Source organism: Ruegeria sp. BHSC223 (assembly GCF_059613025.1).
In genome coordinates, this window is sequence record NZ_JBXWRR010000002.1 from 331,228 (window position 1) to 348,519 (window position 17,292).

Annotated in this window: 16 protein-coding genes; 9 read left to right on the plus strand and 7 right to left on the minus strand. The window is 65.8% G+C overall.

What is annotated here, in order from left to right; genetic code table 11:
• The first annotated feature begins 22 nt into the window (after positions 1 to 22).
• From mrdA to AC2FNY_RS05575, 3 genes are read left to right on the plus strand one after another with little or no spacing between them, the layout of a single operon-like run.
• Positions 23 to 1,948: a penicillin-binding protein 2 gene (gene mrdA / locus AC2FNY_RS05565; protein WP_496801868.1), complete on the plus strand. Its 1,926-nt coding sequence runs from the start codon at positions 23 to 25 to the stop codon at positions 1,946 to 1,948.
• Positions 1,945 to 3,084 carry a rod shape-determining protein RodA gene (rodA, locus tag AC2FNY_RS05570; protein ID WP_496801869.1) on the plus strand — a complete coding sequence of 380 codons (1,140 nt, stop codon included), beginning with the start codon at positions 1,945 to 1,947 and terminating at the stop codon, positions 3,082 to 3,084. Before mrdA ends, rodA begins: the two co-directional genes overlap by 4 nt.
• Positions 3,085 to 3,103: 19 nt before the next feature.
• Positions 3,104 to 4,036 carry a 2-hydroxyacid dehydrogenase gene (locus AC2FNY_RS05575; protein ID WP_496801870.1) on the plus strand — a complete coding sequence of 311 codons (933 nt, stop codon included), beginning with the start codon at positions 3,104 to 3,106 and terminating at the stop codon, positions 4,034 to 4,036.
• A gap of 64 nt (positions 4,037 to 4,100) precedes the next feature.
• Here the strand turns inward: AC2FNY_RS05575 and AC2FNY_RS05580 are convergent, their stop codons facing one another.
• Positions 4,101 to 6,116 carry a M3 family metallopeptidase gene (locus tag AC2FNY_RS05580; protein WP_496801871.1) on the minus strand — a complete coding sequence of 672 codons (2,016 nt, stop codon included), beginning with the start codon at positions 6,114 to 6,116 and terminating at the stop codon, positions 4,101 to 4,103.
• A gap of 121 nt (positions 6,117 to 6,237) precedes the next feature.
• Here AC2FNY_RS05580 and AC2FNY_RS05585 point away from each other — a divergent pair, with 121 nt between their 5' ends.
• Together AC2FNY_RS05585 and AC2FNY_RS05590 are read left to right on the plus strand one after the other, a co-directional pair.
• Complete coding sequence (locus AC2FNY_RS05585) at positions 6,238 to 7,449, plus strand: aminotransferase class I/II-fold pyridoxal phosphate-dependent enzyme (protein WP_234165652.1); 1,212 nt, start codon at positions 6,238 to 6,240, stop codon at positions 7,447 to 7,449.
• A gap of 109 nt (positions 7,450 to 7,558) precedes the next feature.
• Positions 7,559 to 8,008, plus strand: a complete 450-nt coding sequence (locus tag AC2FNY_RS05590; protein ID WP_234162779.1) for a phasin family protein — start codon at positions 7,559 to 7,561, stop codon at positions 8,006 to 8,008.
• Between the two features lie 105 nt (positions 8,009 to 8,113).
• On the opposite strand, the gene AC2FNY_RS05595 is transcribed toward AC2FNY_RS05590, so the two are convergent.
• The 6 genes from AC2FNY_RS05595 to AC2FNY_RS05620 all read right to left on the minus strand — a co-directional run bounded on the left by AC2FNY_RS05595 (position 8,114) and on the right by AC2FNY_RS05620 (position 13,550).
• Positions 8,114 to 8,989, minus strand: a complete 876-nt coding sequence (locus tag AC2FNY_RS05595; RefSeq protein WP_496801872.1) for a hypothetical protein — start codon at positions 8,987 to 8,989, stop codon at positions 8,114 to 8,116.
• Positions 8,990 to 9,015: 26 nt separating this feature from the next.
• Positions 9,016 to 10,056 carry a HesA/MoeB/ThiF family protein gene (locus tag AC2FNY_RS05600; RefSeq protein ID WP_496801873.1) on the minus strand — a complete coding sequence of 347 codons (1,041 nt, stop codon included), beginning with the start codon at positions 10,054 to 10,056 and terminating at the stop codon, positions 9,016 to 9,018.
• Positions 10,056 to 10,511: a dUTP diphosphatase gene (dut, locus tag AC2FNY_RS05605; protein WP_496801874.1), complete on the minus strand. Its 456-nt coding sequence runs from the start codon at positions 10,509 to 10,511 to the stop codon at positions 10,056 to 10,058. Before dut ends, AC2FNY_RS05600 begins: the two co-directional genes overlap by 1 nt.
• Before the next feature lie 64 nt (positions 10,512 to 10,575).
• Positions 10,576 to 11,772 carry a bifunctional phosphopantothenoylcysteine decarboxylase/phosphopantothenate--cysteine ligase CoaBC gene (coaBC, locus tag AC2FNY_RS05610; protein ID WP_238904137.1) on the minus strand — a complete coding sequence of 399 codons (1,197 nt, stop codon included), beginning with the start codon at positions 11,770 to 11,772 and terminating at the stop codon, positions 10,576 to 10,578.
• A gap of 78 nt (positions 11,773 to 11,850) precedes the next feature.
• Positions 11,851 to 12,675: a ChaN family lipoprotein gene (locus tag AC2FNY_RS05615; protein ID WP_496801875.1), complete on the minus strand. Its 825-nt coding sequence runs from the start codon at positions 12,673 to 12,675 to the stop codon at positions 11,851 to 11,853.
• Positions 12,672 to 13,550 carry an RNA polymerase factor sigma-32 gene (locus AC2FNY_RS05620; RefSeq protein ID WP_234137300.1) on the minus strand — a complete coding sequence of 293 codons (879 nt, stop codon included), beginning with the start codon at positions 13,548 to 13,550 and terminating at the stop codon, positions 12,672 to 12,674. The genes AC2FNY_RS05615 and AC2FNY_RS05620 overlap by 4 nt, the downstream gene beginning before the upstream one ends.
• 98 nt (positions 13,551 to 13,648) lie before the next feature.
• Here AC2FNY_RS05620 and cobU point away from each other — a divergent pair, with 98 nt between their 5' ends.
• From cobU to AC2FNY_RS05640, 4 genes are read left to right on the plus strand one after another with little or no spacing between them, the layout of a single operon-like run.
• Complete coding sequence (cobU, locus tag AC2FNY_RS05625) at positions 13,649 to 14,173, plus strand: bifunctional adenosylcobinamide kinase/adenosylcobinamide-phosphate guanylyltransferase (protein ID WP_496801876.1); 525 nt, start codon at positions 13,649 to 13,651, stop codon at positions 14,171 to 14,173.
• Complete coding sequence (locus AC2FNY_RS05630) at positions 14,170 to 14,748, plus strand: histidine phosphatase family protein (RefSeq protein ID WP_234142614.1); 579 nt, start codon at positions 14,170 to 14,172, stop codon at positions 14,746 to 14,748. Before cobU ends, AC2FNY_RS05630 begins: the two co-directional genes overlap by 4 nt.
• A 59-nt stretch (positions 14,749 to 14,807) precedes the next feature.
• Positions 14,808 to 15,683 (plus strand): glutathione S-transferase, encoded by an 876-nt coding sequence (locus tag AC2FNY_RS05635; RefSeq protein WP_496801877.1) that lies wholly within the window; start codon positions 14,808 to 14,810, stop codon positions 15,681 to 15,683.
• A 58-nt stretch (positions 15,684 to 15,741) separates the two neighbouring features.
• On the plus strand, positions 15,742 to 17,256 hold the full coding sequence (locus AC2FNY_RS05640) for a YifB family Mg chelatase-like AAA ATPase (RefSeq protein WP_496801878.1): 1,515 nt from the start codon (positions 15,742 to 15,744) through the stop codon (positions 17,254 to 17,256).
• Positions 17,257 to 17,292 lie beyond the last annotated feature (36 nt).

Sequence of the window (17,292 nt, forward strand, 5' to 3'; positions counted from 1 at the left end):
GTTGAGACGATCGGCGCGCGACATGGACAAGGTACAGCGGGTCCTGACCCGCCGCGCCCTGTTGCTTGGCGGTGCGCAGGCGGCCTTTGTCGGCGGGCTGGCGATGCGCATGCGCTACATGCAGGTCGATCAGGCCGACCAGTTCCGCCTGCTGGCCGAGGAGAACCGGATCAACATCCGCCTGATCCCGCCAACACGGGGTGAACTGTTCGACCGCAACGGCGCCATCATCGCCCAGAACACCCCCTCGTACCGGATCGTCATGGTGCGCGAGGATGCGGGCGATGTGGATGAGGTGATCGAAAACCTGAAGCGGGTGATCCCGCTGGACCCCGAGGAACTGGACCGCGCCCTGGCCGAGATGCGCCGCTCGCCGCCATTCCTGCCGGTCACGCTGGCCGATCAGATCAGCTGGGAGCATATCTCGAAAGTGGCGGTGAACGCCCCGGCCCTGCCCGGCATCACACCCGAGGTCGGCCTGACCCGTGTCTATCCGCAGGCCGGTGATTTTGCCCATGTGGTGGGCTATGTCGGCCCGGTCAGCGATTACGACCTGAGCCAGATCCAGGATCCCGAACCGGTGCTGCGCATTCCGCGTTTCCAGATCGGCAAGGTCGGGCTGGAGGCCAAACAGGAAGACCTCCTGCGTGGCAAGGCCGGCGCCAAACGGGTCGAGGTCAACGCCAACGGGCGCGTCATGCGCGAGCTGGACCGGCGCGAGGGCAAGCCTGGCGCCGACCTGCAGCTGACCGTCGACTCGGCGCTGCAATCTTATGTGCAGGCCCGGCTGGGACAGGAAAGCGCGGCGGCCGTGGTCATCGACTGCGAAACCGGCGATCTGCGCGCCATCGCCTCGGCCCCGAGTTTCGACCCCAACCTGTTCGTGCGCGGTATCTCGGTGGCCGACTACCGCGGCCTGACCGAGGACCCCTACCGCCCGCTGGCGAACAAGTCGGTTCAGGGGGCCTATCCGCCCGGCTCGACCTTCAAGATGATCACCGCCATGGCGGCGCTTGAGGCAGGGATCACCAGCCCCGAGGAGACGGTCTATTGCCCCGGCTTCCTTGAGGTCAGCAACCGCCGCTTCCATTGCTGGAAACGCGGTGGCCACGGTCATATGAACCTGGAAGAGTCGTTGGAGCAGAGCTGCGACGTCTATTATTACGACGTGGCACTCAAGGTCGGCATCGACAAGATCTCGGCCATGGCCGAGGAATTCGGCATAGGCGTAAGGCATGACATTCCTATGTCTGCAGTGGCGCGCGGGCTGGCCCCGAATCGCGATTGGAAGGCACGGGTGCATGGGCAGGACTGGCTGGTCGGCGATACCGCCAACGCCTCGATCGGTCAGGGTTTCATGCTGGCCTCACCTTTGCAACTGGCGGTGATGACCGCCCGGATCGCCACCGGGCGCAAGGTGGCGCCCCGGCTGGTGAAATCGGTCGACGGGGTCGAGCAGCCCTCGGGCGCGGGCGAGCCGCTGGCGATGAACCAGGCCAACCTGCGCCGCCTGCGCAAGGGCATGTACGCGGTCAGCAACAATCGCCGTGGCACCGCCTATCGCAGCCGCATCCTGGCCGATGACAACCGGATGGCAGGCAAGACCGGCACCAGTCAGGTGCGCAACATCACAGCCGCCGAGCGTGCCGCCGGGGTGATCCGCAACGAGGACCTGCCCTGGGAACGGCGCGACCATGCGCTGTTTGTCTGCTTCGCCCCCTTCGATAACCCGCGTTTCGCAGTGTCGGTGGTGGTCGAACATGGCGGTGGCGGCTCGACTGCGGCGGCACCGATCGCCCGCGACATCCTGCTTCAGGCGCTCTATGATGGGTTCCCGCCGCTCGATGCCTATCCGGCCAAGGACCGCAGCCGGATCGAGGCGCAGCAAGATCGCCTGCGCCGCGAGTTGCGCCCGGTTACCCGGCCCGAGGACAAGGACCGCGCATGAGCTATCTTGAATATACGGTCAAAGCGACACCCAGCGGCCTGCGCAAGATTCTCTACATGAACTGGCCCCTGACGCTGCTGTTGATCTCGGTGGCCTCGGTCGGTTTCCTGATGCTTTATTCCGTTGCTGGCGGCTCGTTCAGCCCTTGGGCCGAACCGCAGATCAAGCGGTTCGTGGCCGGGCTTCTGGTGATGACAGCGGTCGCAATGGTGCCGATCTGGTTCTGGCGCAACATGGCCGCCGTCGCCTATGGCGGATCGCTGGTGTTGCTGATCATGGTCGAGCTGTTCGGCGCCGTCGGCATGGGCGCCCAGCGCTGGATCGACCTGGGTTTCATGCGGCTGCAACCCTCGGAACTGACCAAGATCACGCTGGTCATGGTATTGGCCGCCTATTACGACTGGCTGCCGGGCAAGAAGACCTCGCGCCCGCTCTGGGTGCTGGTGCCGGTGCTGATCATCCTGGTCCCCACCGCGCTGGTGCTGAAACAGCCCGATCTCGGCACCGCCATCCTGCTGCTGTCGGCGGGGGGCGCGCTGATGTTCCTGGCCGGGGTGCACTGGGCCTATTTCGCCGCCGTCATCGCGGCGGGCGTAGGACTGATCACAACGGTGTTCAAAAGCCGTGGAACCGATTGGCAGTTGCTCAAGGATTATCAGTTCCGCCGCATCGACACCTTTCTGGACCCGTCCTCGGATCCGCTGGGCGCCGGCTATCACATCACCCAGTCCAAGATCGCGCTGGGTTCGGGCGGCTGGTCGGGGCGCGGTTTCATGCAGGGCACCCAGTCGCGGCTGAACTTCCTGCCCGAAAAGCATACCGACTTCATCTTTACCACGCTGGCCGAGGAATTCGGCTTTATCGGCGGCATCTCGCTGTTGTCGCTCTATGCGCTGATCATCGCGTTTTGCGTGGTCACTGCGCTCGCCACCCGCGACCGGTTCTCGTCACTGGTCACGATGGGGATCGCGGTGAACTTCTTTCTGTTTTTTGCTGTCAACATGTCGATGGTCATGGGCTTGGCCCCGGTTGTTGGCGTGCCGCTGCCGATGGTCAGCTATGGTGGCTCGGCCATGCTGGTGCTGATGGTGGCCTTTGGCCTTGTGCACAGTGCCCATATCCACCGCCCCCGCTGACCCCCTGAAAGGATCCACCATGCCCGCCAATGTGCTCTTTTCCGCGCGCCCCGAGCTTTGGCCGATCTATCGACCGTTGATCGAAGGATACCTCTCAGGCATGGGAGTCACCTTTGACCTGCGCAATGCATTCGCGCCGGAAGAGGTAGACTATGTCGTCTACGCGCCCAATGGCGGTCTGCACGATTTCACCCCGTTCACCCGGCTCAAGGCAGTGCTGAGCCTCTGGGCCGGAGTAGAGAGCATCGCCGACAATCCGACACTGACGGCACCCTTGGCCCGGATGGTCGATCACGGACTGACCCAGGGCATGACCGAATGGGTGGTGGGACACGTGCTGCGCTACCATCTCGGGATGGACGCCCATATCCACGGTCTGAAAGGCGACTGGCGTCAGGACGTGCCGCCACTGGCCAGCCAGCGGCAGGTGACCATCCTAGGCCTCGGCGCGCTGGGAGAGGCCGCCGCCCGCGCTCTGACTGCGCTGGGCTTCCAAGTCACGGGGTGGAGCAGATCGCCCAAGGACCTGCCCGGCATCACCTGCCTGCATGGGCCGGAGGGGCTGGACCAAGCGCTGTCGGGCGCCGAAATCCTGGTGCTGCTGCTGCCCAGCACCGCCGCAACCGAAAACACGCTCAATGCCCAAAAGCTGTCCCGCCTGCCCCGGGGCGCCCGCATCATCAATCCCGGGCGCGGGCCGCTGATCGACGACGACGCTCTGCTTGCCGCGCTTGACAGCGGGCAGGTGGGCCATGCGACACTCGATGTATTCCGCATCGAACCACTGCCCCGGGATCATCCCTATTGGGCACATCCCAACGTCACCGTCACCCCGCATATCGCCTCGGAAACCCGCCCCGAAACGGCGGCGCAGGTGATCTGCGAGAACATCCGCCGGGGCGAAAGCAGCGAACCGTTCCTGCACCTGGTCGACCGCACTCTCGGCTACTGAAGCCCAACCCTTTCACTTCGCCCGAAATACTCCCGCCGGAGGCGAGATTTTTCGTCGAAAAATCTCAGGCCGCGATCAATCCGCGGCCTTTGAGCAGGGCCTCGACCCCCGGCAGACGGCCCCGGAAGGCCAGATAAAGGTCCTCGGCCTCGCGCGAGCCGCCGGTCGACAGGATATGCCGCTCCAGCGCCTCGGCCCGCTCAGGATCAAAGGCCCCGCCCGCCTCCTCGAACGCGGCAAAGGCGTCGGCATCCATCACCTCCGACCACATATAGCTGTAATAGCCCGAGCTATAGCCGTCGCCGGCAAAGACATGGGCGAAATGCGGGGTGCCGTGCCGCATGCCGATGGCATGGGGCATGCCGAGTTCCGCCAGCACCTCGGCCTGTTTCGCCATCGGATCGACCGGTGCCGCCCCGTCGTGAAATGCCAGGTCCACCAGGGCCGAGGCCACATATTCCACCGTCTGGAACCCCTGATCGAAGTTGGCCGCGCCCAGTACCTTTTCCAGCATCTCGGTGGGCATCGGTTCCCCCGTCTCGGCATGGGTGGCAAACTCTGCCAGCACCTCGGGCACCTCCAGCCAGTGCTCGTAAAGCTGGCTGGGCAGTTCCACAAAATCACGTGCAACGGATGTGCCCGACACACTTTCATAGGTCACATCGGACAGCATCTGGTGCAGGGCGTGACCGAATTCATGAAACAGCGTGCGCGCGTCATCATAGCTCAGCAGCGCCGGATCGCCCTTGGCGAAGTTGCAGACATTGATCACCACCGGCGCCTGGGGTCGCGGGAACTTCGCCTGCGCCCGCATCGCCGAACACCAGGCGCCCGAGCGTTTCGATCCACGCGCGAAATAGTCACCGATAAAGACGGCCACATGCCGACCGTCCCGCGTCACCTCCCAGGCCCGGCAATCGGGATGATAGAGCGCGATGTCGAGCGGGCGGAACTCCAGCCCGAACAGCCGGTTGGCGCAGGCAAAGGACGCCTCGATCATGCGGTCCAGTTGCAGGTAGGGTTTCAGCGCCGCCTCGTCCAGGTCATGCTCGGCCTTGCGCCGCCGCGCCGCGTAATAGTGCCAGTCCCAGGGCTCCAGCGGCCCGTTGATCCCGTCTTCCTGCATCATCGCCGTCAGCACCTCGGCATCCTCCTCGGCCCGCGCGCGGGCGGGCGCCCAGACCTGCATCAGCAGGTCGCGCACCCTGTCGGGGCTGCGGGCCATCTCGGTCTCCAACTTGTAGGTGGCAAAACTGTCATAACCCAGGAGCGCGGCGCGCTCCTCGCGCAGCGCCAGGATCTCGGTCGCGATGGCGCGGTTGTCGGTCTTGCCGCCATTGGCCCCACGCGCCACCCAGGCGCGATAGGCCCGCGCGCGCAGATCGCGGCGCGGCGAGAATTGCAGGAAGGGCACGATCAGCGAGCGCGACAGGGTCATCACCGGCCCGGCGGCCTGTTTCTCTTGCCCTGCCGCGCGGGCGGCGGCGGTGACGAAATCGGGCAGCCCCTCCAGATCCTCCTCGGACAGGTCCATGAACCAGTCGCGCTCGTCCGCCAGCAGGTTCTGGGTGAATTCGGTACCCAGCACCGCCAGCCGCGCCTTTATCTCCTTCATCCGCGCCTCGGCCTCACCGCTGAGCGCCGCGCCCGAACGAACAAAGCCACGATGGGTCAGCATCAGTACCCGCTGCTGTTCGTCGGTCAGTTCCAGATCCTCGCGCGCATCCCACACGGCGGCGACGCGGGCGAACAGCGCCTTGTTGGCCGAAATCTCGGAGAAATGCGCCGCCAACTGGGGCGAGAACGCGCGCTGCAATTCTTCGCGCGCCGGATTGCTGTCCGCCCCCGCCACGGTAATGAACACGCCCAAAACCCGGTCCAGTGCACCGCCCGCCGCCTCGAGCGCCTCGACAACATTGGCAAAGGTCGGCGCCTCGGGGCTGTCGGCGATGGCAGCGATCTCGGCCCTGTGTTCGGCAAGCGCCGCCTCCAGCGCCGGGGCGAAATCGCTGTCCGCGATCCGGTCGAACGGGGCGATGTCGAACGGGGTCTGCCAATCGGCAAGGATGGGGTTGGTCATGCGGCTCTCCTTTGTCCGACAAGCTAGGAGCGCGCGCGGGAATGGTCCAGAGGTGCCGGACCGAAACCGGGTTGCATCTGCGCGCCCTCCCCCTCAGGGTCGGGCGCAAGGAGGAGACACGATGAAAAAGACCAACCGCCCCGCAGGCCCGATGACCACCGCCATTCACGCCGGAGAGTCCCCGGACCCGGCAACGCTGGCCTCGGCGCCGCCGATCCACATGTCCTCGACCTATGTGTCCGAGGATGTGTTGGGCTTTTCCGCCCATGACCTGACCCCGCAAAGCCCCTATGCCTATTCACGCTGGGCCAATCCCACCGTCGCGATGCTCGAGGCCAAGATCGCCGCGATGCAGGGGACCGAGGCCTGCCTGTGCACCGCATCCGGCATGGCGGCGGCGGCGGCGATCTTCTTCACCTTCCTGTCGGCGGGCGATCATGTGATCGTGTCGGATGTCTCTTATGCGGGCGTGGCGGAACTGGCGCGCGACACGCTGCCCCGGATGGGAATCGCGGTCAGCACCGTGGACATGTCCGACCTTGCCGCAGTGTCGGCGGCGATCCGGCCCGAGACCAGGCTTATCCATACCGAGACCCCGGTGAACCCGATCGGGCGGCTGACCGATCTGGCTGCGATTTCCGCGCTGGCACGGCAGGCAGGCGCGCTGCTGAGCTGTGACGCCACCTTTGCCTCGCCGCTGGGAATGGACACGGTCGCATTGGGTGTCGATCTGACCATGCATTCGGTGACCAAGTATATCTGCGGCCATGGTGACGCGGTGGCGGGCGCGGTCTGTGGCCGGGCCGATCTGGTCTCGCAAATGCGGGTCGAGGCGGCGATCCATCATGGCGGAGTGCTGTCGCCCTTCAACGCCTGGCTGATCGCACGCGGGGCCGCCACGCTGCCCCTGCGGATGAAGGCGCATGCGGCGGGCGCCCAGGCTGTGGCCGAATGGCTGGAGGCCGATCCGCGCGTTGGTCGGGTGATCTATCCGGGCCTCGCTTCGCATCCGCAGGCAGAGCTGGCCGCGCGGCAGATGTCGAACATGTCGGCGATGATCTCGTTCCAGGTGGGCGATGCCGCCACGGGCGAACGTCTGGCCCGGCAGATGATCGAGCGGCTAGAGGTGATCCATTATGCCGTGTCGCTGGGCCATCACCGCAGCCTGATCTTCTGGATGGGGACCGAGGGGCTGATGGAGACCTCGTTCCGGCTGGAGGGCGCCCAGCTGGAGGCCTATCGCGCCTATGCGGGCGACGGGATTTTCCGTCTGTCGGTCGGGCTCGAGGACCCCGAGGACCTGATCGCCGATCTGGATCGGGCGCTGGCCTAGACCCACGTCCCCGGTCAAAGGCGAAAACCGGCCAAATTGATCTGGGTTAAGGCAGACCCCCAACGGGTCTGCCAGACTTGGTTGGGCAATCGTGACCGGGAGAAAAGAGATGGCCAAGACAGACACGACGAAGATCACACCCGCCTCGTTCACCGAGGTGTTGAAATCCATGCAGGGGCCGGTGTCGATGACATCGCTGGTTCAGCCGCAGCTGGAACAATTCTGGGACGCGCAGGAAAAGCTGCTGGCCGAATCCGAACGCTTCACCCGGCACTGGTTCGAGCGCCGACACGAAGCGATCCGCACCGCGCTGGACGCCGCCCGCAGCGCCACCGCCGCTGATCCGTCCAATCCGGCCGAGGCGATGGAAACGGTAATGGACTGGCAGCGCCATTCGGTCGAACGCATGGTCGAGGATGCGCGCGAATGGTTCGACACGGTCTCGCGCTGCGCCGATTACGTGACCAAGACCGAGGCCGAAGCGGTCGAGGAAACGCTGGACGAGGCCCGCGACATCGCCCGCAAGGCGACCAAATCGGCGAAATCCGAACCGGTCTGATCCAGTCAGGGGCGGCTCCCGCCCCCGCGCAGGCATCAAGGATGCCCGCTGGCGGCGTTGGGCCCGGCGCCCGGCGCCCGATGGGTCCCCGGCGCGGTCGCGCGTTCAACCGATATCCTTGCCCACCCGCGCTGCATGGCGGTACAGCAGCATCCGGCCGCGAAATCCCAGCAGCCGGAGCAGGTATTCGTGCAGGATATCCTTGCCGCGATCGTGGTGGTCGCGAAGCGACTCGTAGGGTCGGCGGGACAGGCCGAAATGCACGATCTCGTTGCGCAGGGTGACAAGGCGGCGCAGACCGGGGCGCATCCCCATCTCGGCAAACATTTCGCGCAGCAGCGCCTCAAACCCCAGGACACGCGAGGGCTGAGCCGGGTCACGATAGCGCCCACGCCGGAACGGATAGCCGCAGGCCTTGGCATGGGTCGATTTGAGGTTTTCCATGACGATGAAGAGCTGGGCCAGTTTCACCTCAAGCGGCTGCACCGGCAATTCGGCGATCAGTAGCATGTCGATCACTTCGGCCAGCTTGCGCCGCCGACTGAGCAACCGATAGCGCGGCCAGACCGTTTCCAGATAGGTCCGCATCACGGCGCCGTCACGAATGGGCAGGAGAGGGCGAAAATAGAGTGCCTGCCCCATTGGATGCAGAGGCTGGCGTCCGCGGCCGCCGAACCGATAGCTGAGCGGCACCACCTGCGACTGTGCGGCCAATGACAACAGGCGGCAGAGATCGTCGGTCACCCGCTCTCCCTCGCCAAAGCTGCGCACACCGGTAATGACAAGTTGGGTGGACGGGATCAGCCCGCCACCACGCGGGCGCTGCGCGACGATCTGGCGGTCCTGCGTCAACTCCACCCGGTAGCGACCCAGTGTCAGCCTGTGGCGGTTCCACGACCAACTGCCATCGGAATAGTCGCTGCGCAGGTCCCCGACCCCGAGATAGTTGGCCAATTCGGCGTGAAACAGGTTCGTGCTCATCTCGTGCTGGCCCTCTCGGGATTGGGTCACCCCTTGCCGCAAACCGGGCAATCGGCCCGGCGGCTCAGCCGGATCTTGCGGCTTTCGCCATAGAGCGCGTCATAGATCAGCATTTCACCCTTGAGCGGTGCTCCGGCGCCCGTGATCAGCTTGATCGCCTCAACCGCCAACATCGCGCCCACCACACCGGGCAGGGGGCCGATCACCCCGGCCTCGGCACAGGATGGCGCCAGCCCCGGCGCGGGCGCCTCGGGAAAGATGCACTGGTAACAGGGTGTACCATCGGCAGGATGAAAGACACTCAGCTGCCCTTCCCATTGCGACAACGCCCCCGAGATCAGAGGCTTGCCCTGCGCTACCACCACTTGGTTGGCCAGGTAGCGGGTGGTGAAATTATCGGTTCCGTCCAGGATCAGATCGTAATCGGCAAACAGATCGGCCGCGATCTCTTCGGTCAGGCGCCGGTGATAGGGGCGCACGGTCACGGCGGGGTTCTGCGCCAGCATCGCGGCCTCGGCAGAAAACACCTTGGGCTTGCCAATATCGGCATCGCGATGGATCACCTGCCGTTGCAGATTGGCGTTCTCGACCACGTCATCGTCGATAACACCGATGGTGCCGACCCCCGCCGCCGCAAGATATTGCAACGCGGGCGCGCCCAGCCCCCCTGCGCCGATCACCAGCACCCGCGCCTGTTTCAGCCGCTTCTGCCCCGGTCCGCCCAACTCGCGCAGGACGATATGGCGGGCGTAACGGTCCAGCTCGGTCTCGGTGAAACTGCCGGGTTTTGCCGTAGCCTCGGCAGGCTGCCCCTGCGCGCGCGCCTTGAGCCAGGCAACCCCGCTGCCATAGCCAAAGGCCAGAATGCCAAAGCCGCCGATGAGCAACCAGAGCGCAGGCGACCCGCCGGTCGCCACGCGCAGGGGATGGGACGCAGGCAAGGCGACTTGCAGCAACAAAACAACGGCAAAGAGAGCGGTCAGCATCACCAGCCGGGCTCGCCGTGACACGCCCATCATATGCCCCATGGCCCAGAGACCCGCCGCAAGTGCCAACACCAGCAGCATCAGCCGCGCCCCGTCGAGCCGAAACCGCCCGCCCCGCGCGCAGTCTCGTCCAAGCTGTCGACAAGGTCGAACCGGGCCTGCACCACCGGCGCCACCACCAGCTGGGCAATCCGCTCGCCATGGACCACCTCGAAGGGTTCGGCGCCCGCATTCAGCAGGATTACCCCAAGCGGCCCGCGATAGTCGCTGTCGATGGTGCCGGGGGTATTGGGAAGGGTGATCCCGTGTTTCAGCGCCAGACCCGAGCGGGGGCGGATCTGAATCTCGAAGCCCGCGGGGATCTCGACGCGCAGCCCGGTCCGGATCAATGCCCGTCCGCCCGGGGCCAGTGTCAGTGACCCGCGATCAGGCAGATTGGCCCGGATATCGGCCCCCGCTGCGCCCGCCGTCTCATAGGATGGCAGCGGCACGCCCGGATCCGCCCCTGCATCCCGGATCACCCGAATGGCAATCATTTCCAACCTCTCCTGTTTCTCTGCGTTGCCCGTGCGGCACGCGAGATTCTTCGACGAAAAATCTCTACCCCGCCAAGGTCTCGGCGATGCGCCGGGCCAGACGGTCGGCGACCGCGTCCTTGCCCATGCGCGGCCATTCCTCGGCCCCCTCGCCGGTGATCAGGGTCACCGCATTCTCGCGCCCGCCCATGATGCCGGTGGCCGGGCTGACATCATTGGCGACGATCCAGTCACAGCCCTTGCGCAGCCGCTTGGCGGTGGCATTCTCGAGAACGTCATTGGTCTCGGCGGCAAATCCCACGACCAGCGCCGGGCGGCCCTGTTCCATCTGGCTTACCCGTTTCAGAATGTCCGGATTCTCGGCGAATTCCAGCACCGGCAGACCGTCCCTGGATTTCTTCAGCTTGCGGTCCGAGGCGCTGGCCACGCGCCAATCGGCAACCGCCGCCGCGAACACCCCGGCATCGACAGGCAGAGCCGCATCAACGGCGGCGTCCATCTCACGCGCACTCTGCACCCGCACCACCTCGACCCCTTCGGGCGGGGGCACGTCGGCCGGACCGGTGACAAACACCACCTCGGCACCCAGCGCCGCCAGGGCACGCGCCACCGCCGTGCCCTGCGCGCCCGAGGACCGGTTGGCGATGTAGCGCACCGGGTCGATTGGCTCGTGCGTGGGCCCCGAGGTCACCAGCACCCGCTTACCCTTGAGCGGCCCGTCGCCCAGCGCCGCCTCGATGGCGGCCACGATTTCCAGCGGTTCCGACATCCGCCCCGGCCCGAATTCGCCGCAGGCCATGTCGCCCTCGTTCGGCCCCACGAAACGGATGCCATCCGCCGCCAGCTGTGCCCGGTTGCGCTGTGTCGCCGGATGCTGCCACATCCGCACATTCATCGCCGGCGCGATCAGCACCGGGGTATCTGTCGCCATCAACAGGGTCGAGGCGAGGTCATTGGCCAAACCGGCCGTCATTTTTCCCATCAGATCGGCGGTAACCGGGGCCACCACCACCAGATCGGCCGAGCGCGACAGCTGGATATGGCCCATCTCGGCCTCGTCGGTCAGATCAAAAAGCTCGCGATAAACCTTCTCGCCCGCAAGGGCCGAGACCGAGAGCGGCGTCACAAATTCCTCGGCGGCCCGGGTCAGGACTGGCGTCACCGCCGCGCCGCGTTCGCGCAGGCGCCGGATCAGGTCCAACGACTTGTAGGCGGCGATGCCGCCGCCGATGATCAGCAGAATGCGTCTGGATGCCAGCATGGCGCGCGTCTCCGAAAACCCGGGTCGGCCCTGAACTTAGGCCCGCCGCCGGCCAAGTGCCAGCACAAAACCCCGGCTTCAGCTCTTGTCGAAAGCGGCGCAAGGGTCTTCGCGCGGGGCGGCGGGGCTGTCGATCACCGCATCGAACCGGCCCTCGATCATGCCATCCTCGGACTGGCCCAGCACATAGACGCGCAGTCCCGGCGAAATCCGGGAGAGATAGACCGGGACGCCCCGGTCGGCCCGCGCATGGCCATTTCCGGTGATCACCGCAACAGGACCGCCGGTTTCGTCCTGCGCGCGCAGAATGGCACGCGCCAGCACCGCGTCGCGCAGGCGCTGGATCGCCACCAGTTTCGGCAGCATCTCGGGCGGCATGGCGTTGCAATGGGCGGCCTGCTGATCGGCCTCGCGCGCGGCCTGCTCGGCCTCGGTCAACGGTACCGTCAGCCCAAAGCGTGCGGCATCCGCGCCCATCGCCGCGGCGGCCCCCGTCTCCATCGCGGCGCGCGCTGCGGTCCGCGTCACCAGCGCGCCATACACGGGCGCATCCGCCGCCGCGAACACCGGCAGGTACATCGCCAGCGGGGGCCAGCCCAGTTCCGCCCATTGCAGGATGCGCTCCAGTTCGTCGGGATCGTTCACGGCCTTGCGGGTCAGGCGCTGGGCGCCCTCCTCGGTCAGCATCTCCCAGACCACCGCGCCGGGGCCGATGGCGGCGACCGCCTCGGCCTGAACCAGGTGATGACGAGGGTTGTCGTGAGTCTCACCCAGGATCACCACATCGGCCTGCCGCATGGCGGCGAGGATATCCTCCGGGATCAGCTCACCGGCAGACGCCGCCCGAAGCGGGGCGACCAGACACAGGGCCAGCGCCAGGCCCGCGGCAAAGAAACGTTTCATACCAGGAAGTGTTGCACCTCGCGCGAGCGCGCTTCAAGGCTCTTGCGCATCTTGGCAAAGGCCGCCGCTTCCAACTGCCGCACCCGCTCCTTGCTCAGCCCCAACTCATCGCCCAGACTTTCCAGCGTGCGGGGATCCTCGCGCAGCTTGCGTTCGCGCACGATAAAGCGTTCGCGCTCGTTCAGCGCCTGCATCGCCTCGATCAGCCAATCGCGCAGTTGCTCGGTATCGTGCCGGTGCGCCACCAGTTCGGCGGCCTGCTCGCTCTCATCCTCCAGCGCTTCGATCCATTCGCGCCCCTCCTCGTCCGAGGCCTGGGTCGCATTCAACGAGAAGTCGGAACCCGAGAGCCGGCCCTCCATCATCTCGACATCGCGCAGCGGCACCCCGATTTCCGAGGCGATCATCTGGTGCAACTGATGCCGGTCCAGCGCCAGCCCATCGGTGGCGGCCTCACGCTCCAGCCGGGCCTGCACGCGGCGCATGTTGAAGAACAGCGATTTCTGGCTCGAGGTCGAGCCAGTCCGCACCATCGACCAGTTGCGCATCACATAGTCCTGAATGCTGGCCTTGATCCACCAGACCGCATAGGTCGAAAACCGAACGCCACGATCGGGGTCGAACTTGTCGGCGGCCTTCATCAGGCCCAGACCGGCCTCTTGGATCAGGTCGTTCATCGGCGCGCCATAGCGTTTGAACTTGGCCGCCATCGATATCGCCAGCCGCATGTAAGCGGTAATCAGGCGGTGCAGCGCCGCCTCGTCGCGGTGGTCGCGCCAGGCATAGGCCAAGGCCAGCTCGGTCTCGGCATCGAGCAGTTCGGCCTTCATCGCCTGTCGGGACATGCGTTTGTCCTGCGGGTCGTCCAGTGCCATACATCTCTCCCCAAATGTCCGGCGCTCAGCTTGACTTTCCCTGAGCCGTCCTACCCATTACGCACGGATTGCACGGATGGATCACCAGAAAGGTAGGAATGCTGTATCCCAAATTCACCTTTGTTCTGGGCGGTGCGGCATCGGGCAAATCGGCTTTTGCCGAACAGATGGTTGTTTCCACTGGAAAATCCCGCGTTTATTTCGCCAGTTCACAAGTTTTTGATGCCGAGATGCAGACCAAGATCGACCGCCATCTGGCCCAGCGCGGGCCGGATTGGACCACGATCGAGGAACCGCTGGAGCCCGGACCGGCCCTCGCTGCGCTGAGCGCCGGCGAAATCTGCCTGTTTGACTGCGCCACCATGTGGCTGAGCAATCACCTGCTGGCCGAGAACGATCTGGACGCCGCGCAGGAACGGCTGATGGCGGCCATCCGCCATTGTCCGGCGCCGCTGGTCATGGTCTCGAACGAGGTGGGGCACGGGATCGTGCCGGACAACGCCCTGGCGCGCCAGTTCCGCGAAGCGCAGGGGCGGCTCAACATCGCGCTGGCGGCCGAGGCCGATCTGGTCGTTTTGGTGGTGGCCGGGCTGCCACTCGTCCTGAAGGGGCAATTGCCATGACCCGCCTGCATCTGGTCCGTCATGGTCCCACTCATGCCAAATCCATGGTCGGCTGGTCCGACCTGCCCGCCGATCTGAGCGATACCGGTTTCCTGACCCGCCTTGCCGCGCACCTGCCGCAACAGGCGCTGGTCGTCTCGTCCGACCTGCGCCGCGCCGCCGATACCGCCAGCGCCATCCAGGGCGCCCGCACCCGCCTGCCGCATCGGGCCGGGCTGCGCGAGATCAATTTCGGCGCCTGGGAGCTGCGCCGCTTTGCCGAGATTGAGGCCGAGGACCCTGAGCATATCCGCGCCTATTGGGAGACCCCCGGCGATGTGCGTCCCCCCGGCGGCGAGAGCTGGAACGAGGTCTGCGCCCGTGTCGATGCCGAGATCGACGCACTGATCGCCGCGCATCCCGGCGGTGACCTGATCGTGGTCGGCCATTTCGGCATGATCCTGACCCAGGTACAGCGCGCCCTGCGGCTGGACGCCGATCAGGCCTTTGCCCATCGGATCGACAACCTGTCCGTGACCGAGATCACCCGCCTGCCGCAGGGGTGGGAGGTCGGGCGGATCAATCATCTGGTGTGATGCGCCGCCGCACGAAACGTCGATTTACCGGCGCTTTGCCTGACGCGTAACGTCTGCGCATGACATATGATCTTTTTATCGGCGACCGCAGTTTCTCCAGCTGGTCGCTGCGCGGTTGGCTGATGCTCGAGAAATTCGGCATCCCGTATCGCTCGCATCTGATGGGGCTTTATTCCGGCAACATGGCCTCGGATCTGGCGCCCCTGGCTCCGGCACGGCAGGTGCCGGCGCTGCGGACATCCGAGGGTATCGTGGTGGGTCAGAGTCTCGCCATGGCCGAGACCCTGGCTGAACGGCATCCCGAGGCCGGGCTGTGGCCCGCCGATCCTGCTGGCCGCGCGACCGCCCGCTGGCTGTGCGCCGAAATGGTGTCGAGCTTCTCCGCCCTGCGCGGCGAATGCCCGATGCAGCTTCTCTATTGTTTTGACGGATTCCAACCCAGTGAAGGGACGCTGGCCGATCTGGCGCGGATCGAAACGCTCTGGTCGCATGCCAGGGCGGTGTCGGGCGTTGCGACGGGGCCGCTCTTTGGTACCTATTCGCTGGCGGATGTGTTCTATGTGCCGGTCGCCGCGCGCATCATCGGCTATGGCCTGCCGGTCAGCGCGGCGGCGCGCGACTATTGCCTGTTCCTTCTCGGGGATACCGCCGTCCGGCAATGGCGGGCGATGGGGCTGACGGTGCAATACGATCCGATGCCTTATGCGCTGGACCTGCCGACGCTTGACTGGCCTGTGGGCACGCCCAGCGCCGCGCGCGCGGTCGAAGCCGGCCCGTCGGTGAACGCCTCCTGCCCCTATTCCGGGAATCCGGTGACCGATTTCCTGGAACTCGATGGAAGCGTCTGGGGTTTCTGCAACGCCTTCTGCCGGGACAAGACCGTGGCCGACCCCGGCGCCTGGCCGAAATTCATGGCGATGGTGGCCAAGGGTTAACCATTCTTAAACCTGCCTCGGGATAGCAACGAAGTGTTAACCACGAGGCAGGTTCCACATGGTCGCCCGCGCCCATACCGTTGCATTTCAGGGGGTCGAGGCCCGCCCGGTCGAGGTGCAATGCGCCGTCACACCGGGCCTGCCCGCCTTCTCCATCGTTGGCCTGCCGGACAAGGCGGTGTCCGAGGCGCGTGATCGGGTGCGTAGCGCGCTGAGCGGCATGGCCATCGCGCTGCCTTCTAAACGGATCACCATCAACCTGTCCCCCGCCGACCTGCCCAAGGAAGGCAGCCATTTCGACTTACCCATCGCGCTGGCGCTGCTGGCCGCGCTGGAGATCGTGCCCGCCGATGCGGCCGAAGCGACGCTGGCACTGGGGGAACTGTCGCTTGACGGGTCGCTGGTGCCGGTGGTCGGCGCGCTGCCCGCCGCGATGACCGCGGCATCAGAGGACTGGTTGCTACTCTGCCCCGAAGCGTCGAGCGCCGAGGCCGCCTGGGTCGACGCGGCCAAGGTGATCGGCGCTCCATCCCTGGCGGCGGTGGTACGCCACTTTACCGGGCAGGCTCCGATCGACGCGGCCCGGCCCGGAGAGGTCAGCGCCACCGCGTTCGAGCGCGACCTGCGCGAGGTCAAGGGACAGGAACGAGCCAAACGGGCGCTGGAGATCGCGGCGGCGGGCCGACATCACATGATCATGATCGGCACGCCCGGGTCGGGAAAATCCATGCTGGCCGCGCGCATCCCCGGCATCCTGCCACCGCTGACCCCGGTCGAGGCGCTGGAAACCTCGATGATCCATTCGCTGTGCGGCCTGCTGGACCAGGGCGGGATCAGCCGCACCCGGCCATTTCGCGAACCGCATCACACCGCCTCGATGGCGGCGATCGTGGGAGGAGGCAAAGGAGCCAAACCGGGAGAGATCAGCCTGGCCCATAACGGGGTCCTGTTCATGGACGAATTCCCAGAATTTCCGCGCACTGTGCTCGAAACCCTGCGCCAGCCGATCGAGACCGGCGAGGTGATGGTGGCCCGCGCCAACGCCCATGTAAAGTATCCCTGCCGGTTCATGCTGGTGGCAGCGGCCAATCCTTGCCGTTGCGGCTATCTCAGTGATCCGGCACGCGCCTGTGCCCGGGTGCCCGCCTGTGGCGAAGATTACCTGGGCCGCATTTCAGGGCCCTTGATGGATCGGTTCGATCTCAGAATCGAGGTGCCGCCAGTGGCCTTTACCGATCTCGACCTGCCGCCCAGCGCCGAAGGTTCAGCCGAGGTGGCGGCGCGCGTTGCGGCAGCGCGGGCGGTCCAGACATTGAGATTCGGTAGCCACCCGAGCTTACGGCAGAATGCCGATGCGGAGGGTAAAGCGCTGGAAGAGATCGCCACGCCCGACGCCGAGGGACGCGACCTCTTGATCACCGCCGCCGACAGGTTCGGGCTGTCCGCACGCGCTTACCACCGCATCCTGCGGGTGGCGCGCACCATCGCTGATCTTGCCGGAGAACCCGATGTTCGGCGCCCGCATATCGCCGAAGCGCTCAGCTTTCGGGTTTCGGCCAAAGCTCTGAATTGAGGGTACCGGAAAACGACACGTTTTCCGGGCCGTTTT

Bases quoted from the DNA above. Each gene is read 5' to 3' on its own strand.
- mrdA (WP_496801868.1), top strand. From the start codon at position 23: ATGGACAAGGTACAGCGGGTCCTGACCCGCCGCGCCCTGTTGCTTGGC.
- rodA (WP_496801869.1), top strand. From the start codon at position 1,945: ATGAGCTATCTTGAATATACGGTCAAAGCGACACCCAGCGGCCTGCGC.
- AC2FNY_RS05575 (WP_496801870.1), top strand. From the start codon at position 3,104: ATGCCCGCCAATGTGCTCTTTTCCGCGCGCCCCGAGCTTTGGCCGATC.
- AC2FNY_RS05580 (WP_496801871.1), bottom strand. From the start codon at position 6,116: ATGACCAACCCCATCCTTGCCGATTGGCAGACCCCGTTCGACATCGCC.
- AC2FNY_RS05585 (WP_234165652.1), top strand. From the start codon at position 6,238: ATGAAAAAGACCAACCGCCCCGCAGGCCCGATGACCACCGCCATTCAC.
- AC2FNY_RS05590 (WP_234162779.1), top strand. From the start codon at position 7,559: ATGGCCAAGACAGACACGACGAAGATCACACCCGCCTCGTTCACCGAG.
- AC2FNY_RS05595 (WP_496801872.1), bottom strand. From the start codon at position 8,989: ATGAGCACGAACCTGTTTCACGCCGAATTGGCCAACTATCTCGGGGTC.
- AC2FNY_RS05600 (WP_496801873.1), bottom strand. From the start codon at position 10,056: ATGCTGCTGGTGTTGGCACTTGCGGCGGGTCTCTGGGCCATGGGGCAT.
- dut (WP_496801874.1), bottom strand. From the start codon at position 10,511: ATGATTGCCATTCGGGTGATCCGGGATGCAGGGGCGGATCCGGGCGTG.
- coaBC (WP_238904137.1), bottom strand. From the start codon at position 11,772: ATGCTGGCATCCAGACGCATTCTGCTGATCATCGGCGGCGGCATCGCC.
- AC2FNY_RS05615 (WP_496801875.1), bottom strand. From the start codon at position 12,675: ATGAAACGTTTCTTTGCCGCGGGCCTGGCGCTGGCCCTGTGTCTGGTC.
- AC2FNY_RS05620 (WP_234137300.1), bottom strand. From the start codon at position 13,550: ATGGCACTGGACGACCCGCAGGACAAACGCATGTCCCGACAGGCGATG.
- cobU (WP_496801876.1), top strand. From the start codon at position 13,649: ATGCTGTATCCCAAATTCACCTTTGTTCTGGGCGGTGCGGCATCGGGC.
- AC2FNY_RS05630 (WP_234142614.1), top strand. From the start codon at position 14,170: ATGACCCGCCTGCATCTGGTCCGTCATGGTCCCACTCATGCCAAATCC.
- AC2FNY_RS05635 (WP_496801877.1), top strand. From the start codon at position 14,808: ATGACATATGATCTTTTTATCGGCGACCGCAGTTTCTCCAGCTGGTCG.
- AC2FNY_RS05640 (WP_496801878.1), top strand. From the start codon at position 15,742: ATGGTCGCCCGCGCCCATACCGTTGCATTTCAGGGGGTCGAGGCCCGC.